The 22529-nt window shown below is 35.5% G+C and carries 14 protein-coding genes; 10 read left to right on the forward strand and 4 right to left on the reverse strand.

Annotated elements, in window-relative coordinates:
• The first annotated feature begins 5 nt into the window (after positions 1-5).
• The 4 genes from mfd (at position 6) to ACFING_RS03045 (ending at position 6886) form a co-directional block, all read left to right on the forward strand.
• Positions 6-3506 (forward strand): transcription-repair coupling factor, encoded by a 3501-nt coding sequence (gene mfd / locus ACFING_RS03030; RefSeq protein WP_375629797.1) that lies wholly within the window; start codon positions 6-8, stop codon positions 3504-3506.
• Between the two features lie 259 nt (positions 3507-3765).
• Positions 3766-4191 carry a hypothetical protein gene (locus tag ACFING_RS03035; RefSeq protein ID WP_375629800.1) on the forward strand — a complete coding sequence of 142 codons (426 nt, stop codon included), beginning with the start codon at positions 3766-3768 and terminating at the stop codon, positions 4189-4191.
• A 10-nt stretch (positions 4192-4201) separates the two neighbouring features.
• Positions 4202-4606 (forward strand): hypothetical protein, encoded by a 405-nt coding sequence (locus ACFING_RS03040; RefSeq protein WP_375629803.1) that lies wholly within the window; start codon positions 4202-4204, stop codon positions 4604-4606.
• 1668 nt (positions 4607-6274) lie between these two features.
• Positions 6275-6886, forward strand: a complete 612-nt coding sequence (locus ACFING_RS03045) for an invasion associated locus B family protein (protein ID WP_273791265.1) — start codon at positions 6275-6277, stop codon at positions 6884-6886.
• A gap of 88 nt (positions 6887-6974) precedes the next feature.
• Here the strand turns inward: ACFING_RS03045 and ACFING_RS03050 are convergent, their stop codons facing one another.
• Positions 6975-9596 (reverse strand): ribonuclease E/G, encoded by a 2622-nt coding sequence (locus tag ACFING_RS03050; RefSeq protein WP_375629806.1) that lies wholly within the window; start codon positions 9594-9596, stop codon positions 6975-6977.
• A 587-nt stretch (positions 9597-10183) separates the two neighbouring features.
• Here ACFING_RS03050 and ACFING_RS03055 point away from each other — a divergent pair.
• From ACFING_RS03055 to prfB, 3 genes are all read left to right on the forward strand, one after another.
• Positions 10184-11413, forward strand: a complete 1230-nt coding sequence (locus ACFING_RS03055; protein WP_375629809.1) for an N-acetylmuramoyl-L-alanine amidase — start codon at positions 10184-10186, stop codon at positions 11411-11413.
• A gap of 168 nt (positions 11414-11581) precedes the next feature.
• A complete protein-coding gene (locus tag ACFING_RS03060) occupies positions 11582-14047 on the forward strand; it encodes a penicillin-binding protein 1A (RefSeq protein ID WP_375621237.1) in 2466 nt (821 codons plus the stop codon).
• 171 nt (positions 14048-14218) lie between these two features.
• Positions 14219-15347 (forward strand): peptide chain release factor 2 gene (gene prfB, locus ACFING_RS03065; RefSeq protein WP_375613443.1). Its coding sequence is split into 2 segments (ribosomal slippage): positions 14219-14287 and positions 14289-15347, totalling 1128 coding nucleotides; the frame shifts between segments, so codons are not numbered across the junction.
• A gap of 338 nt (positions 15348-15685) precedes the next feature.
• On the opposite strand, the gene ACFING_RS03070 is transcribed toward prfB, so the two are convergent.
• From ACFING_RS03070 to ACFING_RS03080, 3 genes are all read right to left on the reverse strand, one after another.
• Positions 15686-16171, reverse strand: coding sequence for a peroxiredoxin (locus tag ACFING_RS03070; RefSeq protein WP_375628092.1), 486 nt, complete (start codon positions 16169-16171; stop codon positions 15686-15688).
• 190 nt (positions 16172-16361) lie between these two features.
• A complete protein-coding gene (gene tyrS / locus ACFING_RS03075; protein WP_375629812.1) occupies positions 16362-17615 on the reverse strand; it encodes a tyrosine--tRNA ligase in 1254 nt (417 codons plus the stop codon).
• Between the two features lie 322 nt (positions 17616-17937).
• Complete coding sequence (locus ACFING_RS03080) at positions 17938-18618, reverse strand: alpha/beta hydrolase (protein WP_375613441.1); 681 nt, start codon at positions 18616-18618, stop codon at positions 17938-17940.
• 160 nt (positions 18619-18778) lie between these two features.
• Here ACFING_RS03080 and ACFING_RS03085 point away from each other — a divergent pair, with 160 nt between their 5' ends.
• From ACFING_RS03085 to sufC, 3 genes are all read left to right on the forward strand, one after another.
• Complete coding sequence (locus ACFING_RS03085; RefSeq protein ID WP_375629814.1) at positions 18779-19954, forward strand: cysteine desulfurase family protein; 1176 nt, start codon at positions 18779-18781, stop codon at positions 19952-19954.
• 139 nt (positions 19955-20093) lie between these two features.
• Positions 20094-21605 (forward strand): Fe-S cluster assembly protein SufB, encoded by a 1512-nt coding sequence (gene sufB, locus ACFING_RS03090; protein ID WP_375613439.1) that lies wholly within the window; start codon positions 20094-20096, stop codon positions 21603-21605.
• A 159-nt stretch (positions 21606-21764) separates the two neighbouring features.
• Entirely contained in the window at positions 21765-22520 is a 756-nt protein-coding gene (sufC, locus tag ACFING_RS03095) for a Fe-S cluster assembly ATPase SufC (RefSeq protein ID WP_375621243.1), read from the forward strand.
• Positions 22521-22529: the final 9 nt, after the last annotated feature.

Genomic DNA, 22529 nt, shown 5'->3' on the forward strand with positions numbered 1-22529 from the left:
TTCAAATGCCTATATTTAAAAAAATTATTATTCCAAAAAATAGTCCTGTTCGTATGATTTTTGATGGCGTTACTGATGGATTTGAAGCCTTTGCGCTTGCTAAGTTAAGTTCAGAAATTGGACAAGGCAAACCGCTCATCTATGTTGTTCATGACGGAACAAAAATTGCGCATTTACAACAAGTTTTAAATTTTATTGAACCCAATTTGCCCGTACTTCAATTTCCTGCATGGGATTGTTTGCCTTATGATCGCGTATCACCAGGAATTGCTGTCATGTCCCGTCGACTATCAGCTTTGGCACGCATAGCAAATTTACGTCAAAACCCACATCCTGCAATTATATTAACTACAGCAAATGCAATTATGCAAAAGTTGCCTCCTCGTGAAATGATAGAAGCTCAGCTTATTCACTTACATGTTGGCCAACGCAATAACATGGGAAATCTAATTCAATTCTTAGAAACCAACGGTTTTGAACGCGTTACGGTTGTCCGTGATGTTGGTGAGTTTGCTGTAAGAGGAGGAATACTTGATATCTTTTCTCCTATGGATGTTGAACCTTTACGCCTTGATTTTTTTGGAGATACCCTAGAAAGCATCCGCGTATTTGATCCAGAAAGTCAAAGGACAACACGTCAAAAAACTGAACTTTTATTACAGGCAATGAGTGAGGTTGTTCTTACACCAGAACGCATCAGCCGATTTAAAAGCAATTATACCCGTACATTTGGTGTATTACAAAAAAATAACATGCTTTATGAAGCAATTGCTCAAGGTCGGCGTTTTGCCGGTATGGAACATTGGCTTCCATTTTTTTATGAAGAGCTTGACACTTTTTTTGACCATTGTGGCAACCTACCGCTTGTTTTTGAGCATCTTATAGAAGAAGTTTTCATTGAGCGCTATCGCCTTATTGAAGACTATTATAACGCGCGCAAAGAGCGCGAAAATGATAAAGAAAATTCTACTTCTTATCATCCAATAGACCCTAGTCTTCTCTATTTAACGCCAGAGCGTGTTTTAGAATGTGTGCAACAATCTTCACAGCGTATTGATTTTTCGCCTTTTAATATTCCACAAAGTTTGGAACAAACTGTTATTCACGCACATGTTAAACAGGGATATGATTTTGTAAAAGAGCGTAATGCGCAGGAAAAAAATGTTTTTTCAAGTGTTATTGATCACATCGCATCTTTACGCGCTGCGGGCAAAAAAGTACTTTTAGCGTGTTGGAGTGAAGGATCTCTGAATCGTTTAGTACAAGTTCTCGACGAGCATGGATTAAAAAAAATAGATGTTGTAAAATCCTTGCAAACTGTCAAAGCAACACCACGAGATCATATATTAGCAGCCGTTATCATGATAGAACATGGTTTTGAGGCTGAAGATTTAGCTATTATAGCAGAGCAGGATATCCTAGGTGATCGCTTCATCAGATCACCAAAGCGGCGTAAGAATAATACAAATTTTATTTCTGAAATTTCTGCTTTAAATTCTGGTGATATTGTTGTGCATATCGACCACGGTATTGGCCAATTTGTTGGTCTTAAAACCATCACAACCACTGGAATTTTACGAGATTGCCTTGAAATTAAATATGCTGGAGGTGATCTCCTCTTTTTACCTGTTGAAAATATTGAGCTTCTCTCACGTTATGGCTCAGAAGGAACAGAGGTAACGTTAGATAAATTAGGAGGTGTTGCTTGGCAAGCACGTAAAGCTCGGCTTAAAAAACATTTATTGGAAATGGCAGGGCAATTAATCCGTATAGCTGCAGAGCGTATGACTCGTGCTGCGCCTGCTTTACTTCCACCAATTGGACCATTTGATGAGTTTGTTGCTTGCTTTCCCTATGAAGAAACGGAAGATCAAATGAATGCAATTGATGCTGTTTTGGACGATCTAGCCTCAGGCAAGCCGATGGATCGCTTGATATGCGGTGATGTTGGTTTTGGAAAAACTGAAGTAGCCATTCGAAGTGCTTTTGTTGCAGCATTAAATGGATATCAGGTTGCTGTTGTTGTACCGACAACTTTGCTTTCACGTCAACATTACAAAACATTTATTTCGCGTTTTCAAGGATTACCGGTTAAAATTGGACATGCTTCGAGGCTTGTAAAAGCGAAAGAACTTGCACGAGTAAAAAAAGGTGTTTCAGATGGTACAATCGATATTGTCATTGGAACCCATGCATTATTAAGTGGTGCAGTTAATTTTTTACGGTTAGGCCTTCTTATCATTGATGAGGAACAGCATTTTGGTGTCAAACACAAAGAGCGTTTAAAAGAGCTTAAAAGTGATATTCATGTTCTCACACTTTCAGCAACTCCCATACCACGCACTTTAGGGCTAGCTTTATCGGGTGTACGTGAACTTTCATTGATAACAACCCCCCCCATTGATAGAATGGCGGTTCGTACTTTTATTTCACCCTTTGATGCACTTGTTATACGAGAGACCCTGCTTCGAGAATATTATCGTGGTGGACAAAGTTTCTATGTTTGTCCTCGTATTTCAGATTTAGCTTTTGTAGAAGAATATCTCAAAACACATGTGCCAGAACTGAAATTCGTTGTGGCTCATGGACAAATGCCGGCTGGACAACTTGATGATATCATGAATGCATTTTATGATGGACAATATGATGTGCTGCTCTCAACAACCATTATTGAATCTGGTCTTGATATTCCAGCAGCCAATACATTAATTGTGCATCGCGCTGAGATGTTTGGCCTTTCTGCCCTTTATCAGTTACGTGGTAGGGTAGGGCGTTCAAAACAACGTGCTTATGCTCTCTTTACATTTCCTTCTGGTAAAGTTTTAACAGCTGCTGCCGATCGCCGTCTTAAAGTTTTACAATCTCTTGATACCTTAGGGGCTGGGTTTCAATTGGCAAGCCATGACATGGATATCCGCGGTTCAGGCAATTTTTTAGGTGAAGAGCAGTCGGGGCATATCAAAGAAGTTGGATTTGAACTCTATCAAAAAATGCTTGAAGAAGCTGTTGCTGAATTAAAAGATGGAGAGCTAAATGAAGATAAGCAATGGTCTCCTCAAATTTCACTTGGTACAACAGTGATGATACCAGAGAGTTTCGTGCCTGACTTATCATTACGTATGGGACTTTATCGTCGTTTAACAGAACTTGATGATTTAGAACAAATTGATGAATTTGCAGCGGAGTTAATTGATCGCTTTGGTCCTTTACCCATTGAGGTTCAACACCTTCTTAAAGTCTTTTATATCAAAACATTGTGTCGAAAAGCGCATGTAGAAAAATTAGATACAGGACCAAAAGGGATTGTTATACAGTTTCGTAATAACTATTTCGCAAATAGTGTTGCTCTTGTTCAGTGGGTTGGGAAACAAGGTTCAATGGCAAAAATCCGACCAGATCAAAGTATTGCTCTTATTCGTGATTGGTCCACAGCGGATGAAAGGCTTGTTGGAGCAGCGAATATTATGACACAGCTTGTCGAAATGGCAGAACAACATTCTGTTTAAAAATATCTTTATTATTTTAGAATTGTTACTCATTTTTACAAAATAATTCTATAAAAACAAACAGTTATTGATTTTGTATAAGAATAAAATTTAAGTTTATAATAAAGAGCCATTATATATTTATTTGGTTTTTATTATATACGTATTGATACAATGAAGGAAATAGATTAGACGGTTTAACTGCAATAAATAGCACTTTCAATATAATAAGCTAATAAGCTCCTGTAAATTTTTTAGAAAGAATTTAGGTAAAGATAGCATGCTTTCTTCATTACAAAAGTGTCTAACTATCGTTTTTTTGTTACTCACTTTAATACATGGCGTAAAAAACGCTTATGCTGAGTTATCTTCTGATGAACAATACCAACATTTAAAAAACAAAAGAAAGAATATTAAAGAGAGCATACAATTTATTGAAGAAAGTATATCTCATTTGGATATTTGGGAAAAAAATATTTCTAAAGCAGAATACTATGAGCGTTTACAGGAACGGAATAAGTTATATAAAAAACTGAAAACTCTGAAGGATGAATATTATAATCTTGGTTCGAAATTACAGGATCTAGCTGAAAAAAAACAAAAAATTATCTCTAGAATACATATAGCGAGAGAGTATGAAGTAGGGGAGTATGAAGAAAAGTTGATTAAAGCAAAAGATTATTTAAAAAAAAACTCAAACGTTTAATGAATGGGGAATGAATGAGAAAAGTGGAGGTGATGATGAGATAATGAAAAATTATCTCATATTTATTATTGCTTGCAATACGTTAGCGGATATATTGCAAAGTGATATAGGCGCTATTTTGCGCAAAGATTTTGATTGGAAAGATAAAGATTTTAGTTGGGCTAAAGGCGCAAATAATTCAATAAGTCCTAGTTTAGTCAGGGATATTAAAGAATTACTAACAGATGGCTCTTATAGTTATGAAAAACAAATATTTGACGATATAAAAAATAGTCTTACAGAAGATAATTGGTTTGTAAAAAGTGCACCTAAGCTTTATAATACCATTAAAGAAGTACATAATATAATGCTTCCAAACAAGAAAAAGAATATTATAGATCGTATGCGTTTTCATGTTGAAGAATTATTCAATTAAAAATTATTTATTTGATTTATGTTGAATTATATTCAAAATAGAAAAATACTTAATTTTTCGTAACGGTATAGTTTAGAAAATTCATAAAAAATAATGCTATAAGAATAGCCAATTAAAAATTTACTCATATAAATACAGAGAAATTAAGATTATATACTAAATAATAGTTAAAATATATTTTAATTTTTTGTTTTTAATTATTATTTATAATAAAGTAATTTTATGCACATAAGATATTATATATTGTTCTTATCATATAAGATTTAATATATATATTAAATAATAAAATCATATATCTTTTTTATGTTTTCTTTTTATGCATAATTTTTTGTGCTTGTAGTTTTTTATTTATATCTGTTTAATTATTTTAATGACGATACATCTCATATCATAAATCTTGTTTCATTAATATGATAAGAGAGATATTTTATAGCTCTAAGTTGTGTTATATAGAGAAACAAAATGATATTTTTAATTCATTTTTTTCTTAAAACTTAAATCATTAACGATTTATATCTTTGATATTGTGAAAGATGAAAAGAATTTATCATTTTAGTAGATTCTTTTATTTAAGAAATAACTTAAAAGAAATTGATAAAAGCTATATTTTTTATTCACGTTATAAAACTGAGAGATGATATTCGTACAGAAGTGCAATAATAGATGTTTAATAGCAATAATAGATGTTTAATATATGAGCATAAATTTATTATGGCTTTAGGCACGTGAGATGATTCATAGGGAGGGTTTCCTTTGTTCAGTAGTTTTATCTATAAAACTAACTCCGCTTGTGATGTACAAGTGGATAAATTTTATTGATTCAACATAAGAGAGGTTTGCGCTATTAGGATCTTTCATACAATATAGAAAAAAGATAAATTATTATTACAAATTAATATGTTATTATATTTTAAGAAAGTTTATTATAAATAAAATATTTTCAGCAGTTATAGATTTTCTCTCTAAGAAAATGTGTTGTTTAATTAAGAAAAAAGCACTTCTTTAGTAACGTATTTTTAAACTAAACTGTTTAGTTAAACGCTATGGAATATAAAATTTTTATTACAAAAGCGTATCACTATTATTTTGTAAACAAGGGCAGAAAATTGTTCATTAGCAAAAAGCTCTCTTACAATTATGCAGAAATTTTAGACAATCAGTGGTTTTAATTCATTAAATGTTTCAATAATATCGTAGATGATTTTGTTTTTGTGTATCACACAAGGCACATAAGGAAAACAGTAAAATTTATCTGATATTTTGGAGCTTCATGCATTGCAACACCTGTTGCAAAGGTTCTATAAGCTTAACATGAAGAGTAATAAATGTAAAAATTTTAATTAGTAAGTTTTTTAGAGTAGTATCAGAGTTTATTTTAATTAATATTGCAATATTGATTCGTTTGTGTAATCTTAGTTTAAATGCACAGAGGTGTTTTATGGGTAGATTGCATCAAATACCAATGTGATGAAGAGGGGAAATGATATGAGTGTATAAAAATTAGAATGGCTCGTCGTATTTTTTCTCTAAATTTGACTTTTTTTTTTATATTGAAGTAAAAATAGTAAAATTAATTGTTATTTCATTATAATTTAATAAATTAAGTTGGAATTATATTTAATATTTTTTGAAGTTACTTAAGAGCGCGTTGAAAGGATTAACTTAATCATGTCGCATAAAAATGTTTATTCTGCTGTTTCAGTATTAGTTGGAGCCGCTGCCCTTTTTCTTATAGCTGGTATTTCTGCAAATGCGCAAACTTTATCACAAGGTTGGTACAAAGTTTGCAGTAAGCAGCATGATGTTGATATTTGTAATACAATGAATACTGTATTATCGAATACGGGACAACCTTTAACGGCTTTTAATCTTGTTGAAATAAAAGGGAAGCAAAATGAGAAACGTATAGGTATTCAAGTGCCTACAGGTCGTTTTTTGCCAGAAGGTGTTCACATTAAAATTGGTGACGAGTTCTCTAAAAAAATTCCTTATATTATTTGTAATGGACCAAGTTGTATTGCTAATGATGTCTTAGATGATAAGCTTATAGCAGCTATGAAAAGTGGTACAAAAATGGTTGTAACCACAGTTAATTTCCGTGGTTCAGCTAATCCTATTGAATTTTCTCTTAATGGGTTTACAGCAGCCTATACCGGTCCTGGTATGGAGGAAAAAGATTTCCAACAAGAACAAATAAAGCTGCAGCAAGCTATTCAATCAAAGCAAAAAGAAATTGAAGAGCGTATGCGGGCTGAGCAAGAAAAAGCGAAACAAAAGTAATAAAACCACACCATAAAAGTTGGTCAAAACGTTTTCTATAATTGTTTATTTGAACCGCCACAGTTTTCTGTGGCGGTTTTTTTAATCCTTAATTTTTCGAAAGAATTCTGCGTTTCCACCAACCAATACGTTCAGTTTTGGAAGAATCATTAGGCGTTGATGAAATAACAACGGGTTGATTAATTGTTTCTTCAATTTGGGAAGGAGAGGTTTCGATAACTTTCTCCATCTCGATTACAGTTTCTTGCTCTAATATTTTTTGTATTTGCGTTGTCTCTTTAGAAGATGATTTTTTACGTGTTCCACGTGTTGATTTTTTACTCTTTTCAAGAGCTTTATCTTCTACCTCATGAATAGCTTTGTCTGCTTTTTTTGTTTTAGTTTTACGCACCGGACTGGTTGTAGGTTTTTCTTCAAGAGATTTTTGTTCTGCAATATTTTGATCATTATCTAAAGAAAGTTGATTTTGTACTACTTTTGAAGAACGTTTTTTAGGTTTAATACTTGTATCATTTTTTTCAGATTCACTCTGTTGTTGTATATCTAGAGCTTGTGTATTATTTTTTGTTTCTTCAAGTTCAAAAGATTTAGCAGGTGAAACACGACGTTTGCGATGCGCTGCTTTAATTTCTGCTAAAGCTTGCTTAGCAAAATCTCCCACTGGTTCCGCATAAGGAACGCGAATCTGATGAAAACTATTATCTTGATTGCGTCGACCACCACGACGTCCTCGACGACGTCCTCGACGATAAGAATCATCATTCAAGGTATCTTCTTTTTTATGAACGTTGGAGAGAGAATGATCAGTAATTTCACCGTGACGATTTTTGCGCCGACGCTTTTGATTTGTTTCAATGGGAGAAGGATTTTCAATAGATTCACTCTTTATGAAAACAGAATCTTCAATTTCTTGCTTATTGTCATCTTCCAATGAAGATTGAGAAATTCTCTCTGCTATTGAGCCTTTAGAAATAACAAGATGTTGTGTTCCAATACTATCATCTGCTTCAATACTAATATTAAGTTTAAAGCGAGCTTCTAAATTAACAAGAATATTGCGTTTATGATTTAATACATAAAGCGCTGTTGCTACGGGGGTGCGCACGATAATATTATGTTGCGAATTATGAAGAAGATATTCTTCAATTGAGCGCATGACATGTAACGCAATTGATGATTCAGAACGTATATTTCCTGTTCCTGCGCAATGTGGGCAGGGCTGTGTCGTACTTTCTAAAACCGATATGCGAATACGTTGACGACTCATTTCTAAAAGGCCGAAGTGTGAAATATGACCTACTTGAATACGAGCACGATCGTTTTTTAAACAATCTTTTAATTTTTTTTCGACCAGCTTCACATTGCGTTCTTCAAGCATATCAATAAAATCAATCACAATTAAACCAGCAAGGTCACGCAAGCGTAATTGACGCGCTACTTCTTCAGCAGCTTCAAGGTTAGTTTGTAAGGCTGTCTTTTCAACAGAGAATTCTTTCGTAGAGCGGCCAGAATTTACGTCAATAGCAACAAGTGCTTCTGTTTGATTAATAACAAGATAACCACCAGATTTTAAAGAAACCTGTGGTTGCAACATTTTATCAAGTTGAATTTCAATATTATTTCTTGCAAAAATGGGCGTAGGATCACGGTAAGGTTGCACAACTTTTGCATGACTTGGCATGAGCATACGCATAAAGTCTTTCGCTTCACGATATCCTTGGTCTCCAGAGACAAGAATTTCACTAATGTTCTTATTATAAAGATCTCGTATAGAACGCTTGATGAGATTGCTTTCTTCATGGACAAGGCATGGCGCCGTTGACTCGAGTGTCAAAGTGCGAATAGTGTCCCATAACCGCATAAGATATTCATAATCACGTTTAATTTCAGCTTTTGTTCTATTGGCACCAGCGGTTCGTAAGATAACGCCCATACCTTTTGGAACGGCTAATTCTTTTACGATTTCTTTAAGACGCTTACGGTCTTGTACGTTCGTAATTTTTCGTGAAATACCACCACCACGTGCTGTGTTGGGCATTAGAACAGAGTAACGACCAGCTAGAGATAGATATGTTGTAAGGGCAGCACCTTTATTACCACGCTCTTCTTTGATAACTTGTACCAACAAAATTTGACGTCGTTTAATGACTTCTTGAATTTTATACTGACGCCCTTGTTTTCTTTGATAAATCGGGAGCTCTTCACGGATGTCCTCAGCACCGACCATTTCAATCTCATCATAAGAGATATTGGCATTTAATGCTTCTTCTGTATTATCAATCATTATCGCTTCAGATGTGATATCATTTTCAATATCGGCTGCTATAACATTGTTTTTTTCACTTTTTTTTGTTCTTCTGGAGCGTTTTTTATTTTTAGTTGCTTCTTCCGTAAAGGTATCTACAGAATTTTCTCCTACAGCTTCTTTTTCTTCTTCTTCAAGAAGAGCAAGGCGATCAGCAATAGGAATTTGATAATAATCAGGATGAATTTCAGAAAATGTTAAAAAACCATGTCGGTTTCCACCATATTCAACAAAAGCCGCTTGGAGAGACGGTTCTACACGCGTAATACGTGCGAGATAAATATTCCCCTTGAGCTGTTTTCTATGTTCTGATTCAAAATCAAGTTCTTCAATTTTGTTGCCGTGAACAACAACAACACGTGTTTCCTCCGGATGGGAGGCATCTATAAGCATTTTGTTTGACATAAGTTAATATCCTGAAGGCGACATGCACAATTTTATTCAAACGAATGCCATAACTATTCGTAAACATAAAAGGCTGTCTGCCATAAAAGGGAGGTACCAGAAAAACAGGACGAAACACCACGTGCAAAGGCATGACTGCATTTACACCATTTCTCATCATTATTTCCATCTGTTTTTTATGACTCATATTTTCTTAAAAGTCTCCGGTAAAATAATCTTTAAAACAGTTCGGATATCCGAACCAACGAATCTTAAGTAATGCAATCCTAATGTTACAACATAGAAATTTTTCATCCATAAAAAAGTCTCAACGCATAATAGACAAAAAACTTCTAAAGACAACTTAATATGAGTTACAGATAATTTAGATGACTATTATCAGCTAGGAAGCATAAATATTCTTTTATGTTGATATCATGCGTTTGGCAAGTAACAATGTAAATCATGTATAATTATAATATCTTTATGACCTTAATTTCGTTTTGAGGTGTTTATTTAGCTTTTATTGAAAAATAGATAATAAATTGGTGTATCGTTTTATGTAACCAAGATAAATTATTACAAAGGTAATGTAGAGTATTTTGCTTATGATAAGAGTTTTTTTTACCAAAAAGCTGAAAACAGCTTATGGGGATGTTATTGTGCTCGTCACATACTTTTTATTATCTTTTTTGCTACTCCAAACTAGTGTTCAAGCCGCAGATCCTCTGAGACTTATTAATTTTCGAACCATTGGTGATAGTATTCATACGCGTATTATTGCGGTTTTTAATTCAAAACCAAATGTTCGTTTACAGATTTTGGACAGGCCCGCACGTTTGGTTATCAATTTACCTACAATTGACTTTTCGATGCAAAATACGCCTTTAAAGAAACGGAATACATTATCCGTTATGCTTTCAGATGTGCGTTATGCTTTCTCTGACATACAGACTTCACGCATTATTTTGACAAGTAAAACGGCTTTTGTGGTTGAAAAAAATGTCGTAAAAAAATTAAATAATGGTTTATGGCAGTTGCTGATTGATATTCGTAAAAGTACACAAGAAAAATTTGATGAGATATTAAAAAAACAGCAAAGAAGCAATTTTGATACAAAAACACAGTTAATGCCAGCATATAATTTCCGTGTTGTTCTTGATCCTGGTCATGGTGGTATTGATGGTGGTGCACGGGGTGTTACTGGAATTTTAGAAAAAGATGTGACTTTAGACTTTGCGCGTGCATTGCGAGACGAATTACAAAAGGATTCTCATATTACCGTTGCTTTAACACGAGATTCCAATATTTTTTTAAGACTAAGTGAAAGAGTTAAAAAAGCGCAAGAGTTTGATGCTGACCTTTTTATATCTATTCACGCAGATACGATTGATCTACATTCTCTTCGCGGTGCCACAGTGTATACCATATCAGATAAAGCCTCTGATGCCATTGCAAAATCTTTGGCTGAAAGTGAAAATAAAGTTGATTTGCTTGATGGTTTGCCTGCAGATGAAACGCTCGAAGTTACAGATATTTTGATGGATCTTACACGACGTGAAACACATACATTTTCGGTTAATTTTGCAAATAGTGTTATTTCAAGTTTATCAAAGAATCATATTAACTTGATTAATAACCCACATCGGTATGCTAATTTTCAAGTTTTAAGAGCTTCAGATATACCCTCAGTCTTGATAGAGATAGGTTATTTATCCAATAAAGAGGATGAAAAGTTATTAAATGATCCTCATTGGAGAAAACAAATGGCAGCCTCTATTGCTCATTCTATTCGTCAATTTGCTGATTATAGGCAGAAAATGATACAGCCTCTTTAAATTTATGAGAAAATAGAGTATCAATATGGGCTTCTAATGTACCCTGGTATAAATAAAAGATAGAAAACAATTTCTCTTGATCTCAATCTTGTGGTGATATCCACTTGGTGTGTTTGAAGTAACGTATTTTTTCTTTAATTAATTCTTAAGAAAGCGATAGCCATTTTTATGATGATTTTTTTAAGATATCTTCTTCGTTTTTTTATTGCTATTGGACTTTATGGTGCAATAACGTGGGGTGTTATGACCAGTGGTCAAGCAAATGCACTCCCTGATTATGAAGTTCTTTCACTTTATGAGCCGCCGGTAATGACCCGTGTCCATGCTTCTGATGGCCGTCTTATGGCAGAGTTTGCAACAAAACATCGCCTCTATTTACCGATTCAATCAATACCAAAGCTTGTTATAAATGCTTTCATTTCGGCTGAAGACAAGAACTTTTATCATCATTTTGGTTTAGATCCTGAAGGACTTTCTCGAGCTTTGATCAATAATATTCGTAATATTGGTTCTGGAAGACGTCCAGAGGGTGCATCAACTATAACGCAACAAGTCGCTAAAAACTTCCTTTTAAGTTCAGAAACAACGTTAGAACGTAAATTTAAGGAAGCTATTTTAGCAATGCGTATTGAGAAAACTTATTCAAAAGATCATATTCTCGAGCTTTATCTCAATGAAATTTATCTGGGTCGTGGCACTTATGGCATAGCTGCTGCTTCTTTGACTTATTTCAATAAATCCGTCAATGACCTGACGCTAGAACAATGTGCTTATTTGGCTGCTCTTCCAAAAGGACCAGCAAATTATGATCCATTTAAGAATACACAACGTGCTATTGATCGGCGTAATTGGGTTATAGACCGGATGATTGCAAATGGATATGTAACGCGTGAACAAGGTGAAAAAGCGAAAGCTAAACCTTTAGGAGCGACAATCCGTGGGAGTGATAGCTATGTTTTTGCAGCTGATTATTTTACTGAAGAAGTACGGCGTCGTTTAATACATCGCTATGGGGCTAAAACACTTTATGAAGGTGGGCTTTCCATTCGTACAACGCTTGATCCGCATTTACAACTTATTGCGCGACGTGCTTTGCACGATGGATTAATTAGATTTGATCATGCGCAAGGATGGCGTGGAGCTTATGCGCATATTGATGAGAAAGGTGATTGGGGGGCAGAACTTGCAGATATCATAGGGCTAAGTGATGTTCCTGAATGGCGTTTAGCTGTTGTTCTTTCTACTAATCCCAACAAAGTAGAGATTGGTTTACAGCCACAGCGCGAAGCTTCAGGTATATTATCAAAAAAACGGGAAATTGCTGTTTTATCTGAAGCTAATTCAAAATGGGCACTCCATGTTGTAAAAGAAAATGGTTATCGAAAAACTGTTCAGAATTTATCTCATGTTCTGCAAGTTGGGGATGTCATTTTTGTTGAAAAACTATCCAATACAAACAACACTTATCGTTTACAACAAATTCCAAAGGTTGAAGGTGCAATTGTTGCTATGGAACCTCATACAGGGCGCGTTCTTGCTATGGTGGGAGGATTTTCTTTTGCCGCATCTGAATTCAATCGTGCAACCCAAGCTTACCGCCAACCGGGGTCTGCTTTTAAGCCTTTTGTTTATGCAGCAGCTCTTGATAACGGATATACACCAGCATCCGTTGTTTTAGATGGCCCCATTGAAGTTCGTCAATATAATGGTGAAGTTTGGCAACCCAAAAATTATGGTGGTACCTTTGCAGGACCTTCAACGTTGCGTTACGGTATTGAGCATTCTCGTAATCTTATGACAATACGGCTTGCCAATGATATGGGAATGCCTCTTGTCGCTGAATATGCAGAACGCTTTGGGGTGGTAGATAAATTGCAGCCTTATCTTCCCATGGCTTTAGGGGCTGGTGAAACAACAGTATTACGGATGGTTACAGCTTATTCCGTTATTGCCAATGGCGGACGCTCTATTAAACCTTCTCTGATAGACAGAATTCAAGATCGTTATGGGAAGACAATTTATCGTCATGATGATCGTATTTGCGAAAATTGTAATACGAATTCATGGAATAATCAAAGTGAGCCCACATTGATTGATGAGCGAGATCAAGTTCTTGACCCTATGACAGCTTATCAAATTACCTCGATGATGGAAGGGGTTGTTCAGCGTGGTACTGCGGCACGTTTACGTTATCTTAATCGACATATTGCCGCTAAAACAGGAACAACCAATGACTCTAAGGATGTCTGGTTTATGGGATTTACTCCTGACATTGTCGTTGGTATTTTTGTCGGTTATGATCAACCAGCTTCGTTAGGATATAATGGAACAGGAAGTTCATTAGCTGCACCTATTTTTGGTGATTTTATGGCAGATGCTCTTAAAGGGAAGCCAGATGTTCCCTTTAAGATGCCAAAAGGTATGATTTTAATGCCAATTAATCGGAAAACAGGAATGCTTGCCGAAAGAGGAGATCAAGATGTCATTATAGAAGCATTTAAACCAGGGACTGGTCCTGCTGATATATATCAAGTTATTGGGAGTACAAATTCTTTTCAAGAAGGTGTTCCTGCAGTAACGACTTCTCCACAAGTCAACAAAGCACTTGAAAGTGGGACAGGTGGGCTGTATTAATCGACAAAATCTCCTTTTGCCATGAGTCATGGTTTTTATCTTTTTTTTTACAATGTCGGTTCTATAAATAGAGTGATAGAACTGTACCATTTTCTGATAGCAGCTATTAAATTTGTATAAAATGCTAAGAGACACAACCAAAAAGAGTTTTTTAAAATACGGTGTTAAATTATGCGAGCAGAAATAGAAACATTAGTTGATGAAATCCAGAAAGCAATACAATTGCTAAGGGGGCATCTTTGACTGGGATCAATCACTAAAGCGTCTTGAATATCTTAATCAAAAAGCGGAAGATCCATCATTATGGGATGATGCACAACGAGCACAGGATATGATGCGTGAGCGTCAACGTCTTGATGATTCAATCAATGGTCTTTTATCATTTACAAAAACACTTGAAGAATGCATTGAGCTTATTGCGATGGGCGAAGAAGAAAGTGATGTGGAAATTATCGCTGATGCAGAAAGATCAATACGTAATCTTAAAAATGAGATAGATAAAAGGCAAATTGACGTACTTCTTTCAGGAGAGGCAGATCCGAATGATACCTATTTAGAAGTTCATGCTGGAGCAGGGGGAACAGAAAGCCAAGATTGGGCTTCTATGCTCTTACGTATGTATATGCGATGGGCTGAACAGCATGAAATGAAGGTTGAAATTTTAGAAATTCATGATGGAGAAGAAGCAGGAATAAAGTCAGCAACTATTCTTGTAAAAGGGCATAATGCTTATGGAATGTTAAAAACAGAATCAGGTGTTCATCGCTTAGTGCGGATTTCTCCATTTGATTCGAATGCAAAGCGCCATACCTCTTTTGCGAGCATTTGGGTTTATCCAGTTATTGATGACAATATTGAAGTTGATGTTTCAGAGGCAGATGTGCGTATTGATACATATCGTGCATCTGGAGCAGGAGGACAACATGTTAACACGACAGATTCTGCTGTTCGCATCACACATATAAAAACGGGTATTGTTGTTCAATGTCAAACAGAGCGTTCTCAACATAAAAATCGCGCTACGGCTTGGTCGATGTTGCGTGCACGGCTTTATGAAGAAGAGCTTAAAAAAAGAGAAGAAGAAACCAATGCTGCTGAATCTTCTAAAACAGAAATCGGATGGGGACATCAAATTAGATCTTATGTTCTTCAACCCTATCAGCTTGTCAAAGATTTGCGTACAGGAATTGAAAATACGGATCCACAATCCGTACTTAATGGTAATTTAGATGCATTTATAGAGGCAGCACTCGCACGGCGCATTTATGGAAAAGACAAAAAAATTGAGGATATTCGTTAATTACATATCCTTCCTTTAAGCCATGTAGATTTTTTCTTAAGCTGTTCGTTTTATGGATGCTGTGATGTTATATAGCCTTTGATACTTTAAAGGTTTAAAGGGGGATTTTCTTGTTCCTTTCTTCAACTTTTTCTCACACGCTAATTCTGCTTATGATATTGCAAGTGATAGGAAGAATCTGAAATCAGAAAATTTTGCGATATTCGGGGGACTAATATAAATGTAAAACAATTCATTATCCTTATAAATCAATATATTGTAAAAATTGAATCCGTTGAAAAACTAAAATCAATTAGGGAGAATAACTTTTGCTTTTGAAGGTAAATCAAACACTCAATTTACAAGTTACCATTATGATATAAAAGTGTTGCAGTAGCTAAAACATTTTCAGCATGCCCAGATACGCTTACTTTGCGCCATTCTTCTGCTATTATTCCATTTGCATCAATTAAAAAAGTGCTCCGTTCAACTCCCATATATTTGCGTCCATACATGCTTTTCTCAACCCAAACACCATAAGCTTCGAGGGTCGTTTTTTCTTCATCAGAAACCAAGATGACATCAAGTTCATGTTTTATTTTAAATTTATCATGTTTTTTTACATTATCTGGAGAGATTCCAATAACAGAAACACCGATTTCATCAAATTTCATCTTTAATTTTGTGAAATCAAGTGCTTCACTTGTGCAACCACTGGTGTCATCTTTTGGATAAAAATATAAAACAACAGGCTTTCCTTTAAAGTCAGAAAGACACACTGTCTCTCCTCCATCGCGCGGCAAAGTAAAATCAGGAGCAAGAGCACCTTTCATTGGTCTTGTCATTGTTTTCATCTTTCTTTTTTGTGTAACAGGTATAAAATATCAGAGTACACAGAAGAAAAGAACTATTCAACTCTCTAGAATTTTATCGTTTTGAAGAGACTTTTATTTCCCTAACAAAATTTGCCCTATCACAACGATTGAATTGAAAGAACAAGCTCGACGTGAACAACATAAACAAAACAGCAAAAGATTATACTGGTTTCATCACAACATGTTTTTTCTTACCAAAAGAAAGTTTAATGGTTCCTTCTGCACTGACATCCCTTTCAATAATAAGATGTGTTTCATCCTCAATAATTTGATCATTTACACGGACACCTCCACCTTGAACGTGTCGGCGTGCCTCACTATTCGATCTAGCGAGTCCTGCTTGTACTAAAAGAGTGAGCAATCCAACACCTTTTTTTAATTCTGAGGCATTAATTTCAACAGTTGGAAGATTTTCTCCCAGAGTTTTTTCTTCAAACGTCTTGCGAGCCGTTTCTGCTGCTGCATCAGCAAGAATACGTCCATGCAACATTGCTGTAATTTCTGTTGCAAGAATTTTTTTTGCTTCGTTAATTTCAGTTCCTTGTAATAGAGAAAGTTTAAGAATCTCATCCATCGGCAATGGAGTATAGAGCTTTAGAAATCGTGTTACATCAGCATCTTCTGTATTGCGCCAGTATTGCCAAAATTGATAAGGTGAAAGTTTATCCGCATTTAGCCATACAGCCCCATTCAATGATTTACCCATTTTGGCACCGGAAGAGGTTGTCAGCAATGGTGATGTTAACGCATATAATTGCGGTGTTCCTAAACGATGTCCTAATTCGATTCCGTTAATAATGTTGCCCCACTGATCAGAGCCCCCCATTTGCATACGCAACCCATAACGTTTATAAAGTTCAACAAAGTCATAAGCTTGCAGAATCATATAATTAAACTCTAAGAATGACAAAGAGTGCTCACGCTCAAGTCTGAGTCTGACAGAATCAAATGACAACATACGGTTGACAGAAAAATGCTTTCCTACATCACGCAAAAATTCTAAGTAGTTTAAATTGCATAACCATTCAGCATTATTCACAATACAAGCATCGGTTTCTCGGTCACCGAATGTCAAATAGTTAGCAAATACCTTTTTAATACCATCAATATTTGCAGCAATATCATCTTGTGTCAGAAGGCGTCGCGCTTCGTCTTTGAAAGAAGGATCACCAATCAATCCGGTTCCTCCACCCATTAAAGCAATGGGGCGATGACCCGTTTTTTGTAACCAATAAAGCATCATAATCTGAAGAAGACTTCCAGCATGTAAACTCGATGCTGTTGGGTCAAATCCAGTATAAGCGCTTACAGTTTCTTTTGAAAAAAGATCATCTAAGCCTTTTTCATCTGAAATTTGGTGGATAAAACCACGTTCGCTCATAATGTGTAAAAAATCAGATTTAAAGGCAAACACAGATTTAATTTCCTAATTTAAGAGTGCATTTATTGTATATAATAGGCGATTATATAACGAATTATTAATGCGTTATCTATCATAACTGACGCACACCTCACAAGAGAAAGAGACATATTGGTAGTATAAAGATAATAATACAGGTATTATTTCCTTTTTACGCTAAAAAAGAAACTTCTTAGTAATAGAAAAAAGGTGTTCTGTTATTCTCATTTCTATCCTGAAATAAAATTTAGAAAAATTTTAAATGCAGACTAAAAAAATTACTTTGTTATGATCAGAGACGATTTTTGCTAATTTTTTATAAATCTATCGTATTTTCCTAAGTTAGTGAAAGTATTTCAGGAGGAGGAGCGAGAAGTTCATTGGAGATATGGTTATCCAAATAGTGGGCACATCGTTCAATAAGTTTTTCATGACATCCACTGAAAAAGTGATTAGCCTCTTCCAATATTTCTTGTGTAATGATGATACCTTTTTGTGTTTTTAATTTATCGACAAGTATTTGAACATCTTTTGGAGGGGCAACTTTATCGATACCGCCATGAATGATAAGTCCAGAAGAGGGACAAGGTGCAAGAAATGAAAAGTCATAAACATTAGGCTGAGGGGCAACTGAGATAAATCCCTCAATTTCCGGTCGGCGCATTAAAAGCTGCATACCAATCCATGCTCCAAATGAGTATCCTGCTACCCAACAATTTTTAGAGTCTGGATGTTGTGTTTGAACCCAATCGAGAGCAGCAGCAGCATCTGAAAGTTCTCCTATTCCATAATCAAATTCACCCTGACTACGACCAATACCACGAAAGTTAAAACGTAAAGTTGTAAAGCCACGTTGTTGGAACATATAAAAAAGGTCATAGACAATTTTATGATTCATAGTTCCACCAAATTGGGGATGAGGATGCAAGATGATCGCAATGGGTGCATTTTTTTGTTGTGAAGGTTGATAACGCCCTTCGAGCCGACCCGCAGGACCGTTAAAAATAATTTCTGGCATAAAATGCTCCTTAATGCAATAAAAGGCTCTCTTTGACCCTGGTCGACTTTTACCATAGAATCTCTTAAATAATTATTAGATATTCTTTTTTTAGTGCACTTTTCAAGAAAATTGCGCTATTTTTTTAATCAATTCATAAGATTAATGATTGCGATGTAAAATGGTTATAAAACGCCGATATTTTGATCATAACGCAACAACACCACTCAAAAAAGTGGCACGGATAGCGTTACTGGAATCTTTAGAGATATTTGGTAATCCATCATCGGTTCATAAGGAAGGGCGTGCCGCTAAAACTTTGTTGCAAAAGGCCCGTCGGCAAATCGCTGAAAATCTTAAAACAGATCCAGATCACGTGGTATTTACCTCTGGTGCGAGTGAAGCCGCAATGACTTTGTTAACACCTTTTTACAATATGGGGAAAGCAAAAGTTAAATTTTCTCATCTTTACCTTGGAGCGACTGAACATCCCTCTGTTGCAGAGGGAGGACGTTTTTCTAAAGAATTGATAAGCGTCATTGATGTTGATCAAGATGGGCTCATACAACAAGATAAATTAACATCACTCTTAACGGTTCACGATAAAACAAAAGGTTTACCTCTTGTTGCTATTCAAGCTGCAAATAGTGAAACGGGTGTTATTCAACCGTTAACAGAAATCGCCGCTATTGTTCGGGATTTAGGAGGCACTCTTATAGTTGATTTGACACAATATGTAGATAAAAATTTTGTGGATATTCATCAGCTAGGAGGAGACTTTTTTATACTGTCTGCACATAAAGTTGGCGGTCCTAAAGGAATCGGTGCTTTTGTTTCATGTGGTAATCTTCTCATGCCACACCCTCTTATTATTGGGGGAGGACAAGAAAAAGGTCTCCGTGGAGGAACAGAAGCATTGCCCCTTATTGCTGCTTTTGGGGCAGCAATGACTGATTGCTTCACACAGGAGGAAATAAAACAGTTAATATATTTACGCAATAAATTAGAAGCTGGACTACAAAAAATAAGTAAAAATGTTGAGATTTTTGGCAAAAGAGTTCAACGTTTGCCAAATACAACTTACTTTACCGTGAAAAATATAAAAGCTGAAACGATGCAAATTGCTTTTGATTTAGAAGGGTTTTCTTTATCATCCGGCTCTGCCTGTTCTTCGGGAAAAGTAAAACAAAGCAAAGTGTTGGAGGCAATGGGGTATCATGTTCCAAATGGTGCCATTCGCATTTCGCTAGGACGTGGCACAACTTCTGAAGATATCGATGATTTTCTGTCGTTTTTTTCTCAAATTATAAGCAGGAAAAAAGGGGAAGATTTATCATCAGAAAGTTATAAAAATTAGAATTATTTTAAAAATAAAATAAGTTTGATTGAAATTTTTGCACTTTACCTATAGCCTAGGAGATAACTTGCTTACTTTAATCTTGTAAAAAACAAGACTTTAGTTACCGGTTTTTGACGCCAAAAAATGGAGAAAATTGATGCCGGCAGTACAAGAAACGATACGCCAAGTACGTGAAATAGATGTTGACCAATATAAATATGGTTTTGAAACCAATATTGAAACCGATAAAGCTCCAAAAGGCTTAAATGAGGATATTATCAAATTTATTTCCGCTAAAAAAAATGAGCCTGAATGGATGCTAACATGGCGCTTAAAAGCTTACCGCCGTTGGCTGACAATGCAAGAGCCTCATTGGGCGCGTCTTGAATATCCTAAAATTGATTTTCAGGAGCTTTATTATTATGCTGCTCCAAAAAATCATACAGGACCAAAATCTTTGGATGAAGTGGATCCTGAGTTATTAGCAACGTACGAAAAACTTGGCATTCCCCTTAAAGAACAAGAGATTTTGGCAGGAGTAAGAAAACAGTCTGATCCCTCCACTTTTGATGACAGTATGTCTGTATCGGGGCAGGTGGCTGTTGATGCAGTCTTTGATTCTGTTTCTGTTGTAACAACATTCAAAAAAGAGCTGGCACGTGCTGGTGTGATTTTTTGTTCTATTTCAGAGGCGATTATTGAACATTCTGAGCTTATTAAAGAATATTTAGGAACAGTTGTACCTATAAGTGATAATTATTATGCGGCCTTAAATGCAGCTGTCTTTACAGATGGTTCATTTGTTTATATTCCTAAAGGGGTTCGTTGTCCTATGGAGCTTTCAACTTATTTTAGGATTAATGAACGCAACACTGGCCAATTTGAACGAACATTGATTATCGCCGCTGAAGATTCCTATGTTTCTTATCTTGAAGGGTGTACAGCACCCCAACGTGATGAAAACCAACTTCATGCTGCTGTTGTTGAGCTTATTGCCCTTGAAAATGCAGAGATTAAATATTCTACAGTACAAAACTGGTATCCTGGCGATAAAGATGGCAAGGGCGGTATTTATAATTTTGTGACGAAGCGTGGAGATTGTCGAGGTGATAGCTCTAAAATTTCATGGACACAAGTTGAAACCGGTTCTGCGATTACTTGGAAATATCCATCCTGCTTACTCCGTGGTAATAATGCGCGTGGAGAATTTTATTCTATCGCTGTTGCAAACGGTTATCAACAAATTGATTCTGGTACAAAAATGATTCATTTGGGAAAGAATACATCCAGTCGCATTATTTCCAAAGGTATTTCTGCAGGTTTTTCAAATAACACTTATCGGGGACAAGTCACAGCGCATCGAAAAGCACAAAATGCGCGTAACTTTACGCAATGTGATAGTTTGTTAATCGGAAATGATTGTGGTGCGCATACAGTTCCTTATATTGAAGCAAAAAATGCAACAGCTCAGTTTGAACATGAAGCCACAACATCAAAAATTTCTGATGACCAACTTTTTTATGTTATGCAAAGAGGAATTCCCGAAGAAGAAGCTATCGCATTAATTGTAAATGGTTTTGTAAAAGAGGTCATTCAAAAACTTCCCATGGAATTTGCTGTCGAAGCACAAAAGCTTATTAGTATTAGCCTTGAAGGTAGTGTTGGATAATTTTATTTAATTAGATAAATAGAAGACTTTATGTAAAAAGGCTGTAACGGTAGCACATAATGCTAAAAATGACCTCTATGGTAATTACAAAAGTAGATGGATGCTAAGGTAAAATAATACGCATTGATATCTGAAAAACAGCCAAAACAGGATTAAATTATGTTAGAGATCAAAAATTTGCACGCCCGTATTGCTGAAACCGATACAGAAATTATTCGTGGTTTAAACTTGACAGTTCAAGATGGAGAAGTTGCCGCTATCATGGGACAAAATGGAGCCGGAAAATCAACTTTATCTTATTTGCTTGCTGGTCGTGATGATTATGAAATAACAGAAGGAGCTATTCTCTATAATGGACAATCACTTTTAGAAATGGATCCAGCAGAACGTGCTGCATATGGTGTTTTTCTTGCATTTCAATATCCAATGGAAATACCAGGGGTAGCAACAATGGAATTTTTAAAAGTTGCGATGAATTCTCAACGCAAAGCGCGAGGTGACGAAGAACTTAAAATTCCTGAATTTATAAAATGTGTTAAAGAAGTTTCAGCCAAACTTGAAATAGATATGGATATGCTAAAGCGTCCATTAAATGTAGGTTTTTCAGGTGGAGAAAAAAAACGCGCTGAAATTTTACAAATGGCACTTCTTGAACCTACACTTTGCATTTTAGATGAAACGGATTCTGGTTTAGATATTGATGCACTAAAAATTGTTGCAGATGGTGTTAATAAACTTCGGGATTCAAAACGTTCATTTTTGGTGATTACCCATTATCAACGGCTGCTTAATTATATTATTCCTGATACGGTACATGTTCTTTATAAAGGACAAATTATCAAAAGCGGTGATAAATCCTTAGCGCTTTATTTAGAGCAAAATGGGTATGCTGATCTTATTAGGGAAGCGGTTTGAGGTTATTAA

The sequence above is a fragment of the Bartonella sp. AP150HLJHH genome, from assembly GCF_042196385.1.
Lineage (GTDB): Bacteria > Pseudomonadota > Alphaproteobacteria > Rhizobiales > Rhizobiaceae > Bartonella.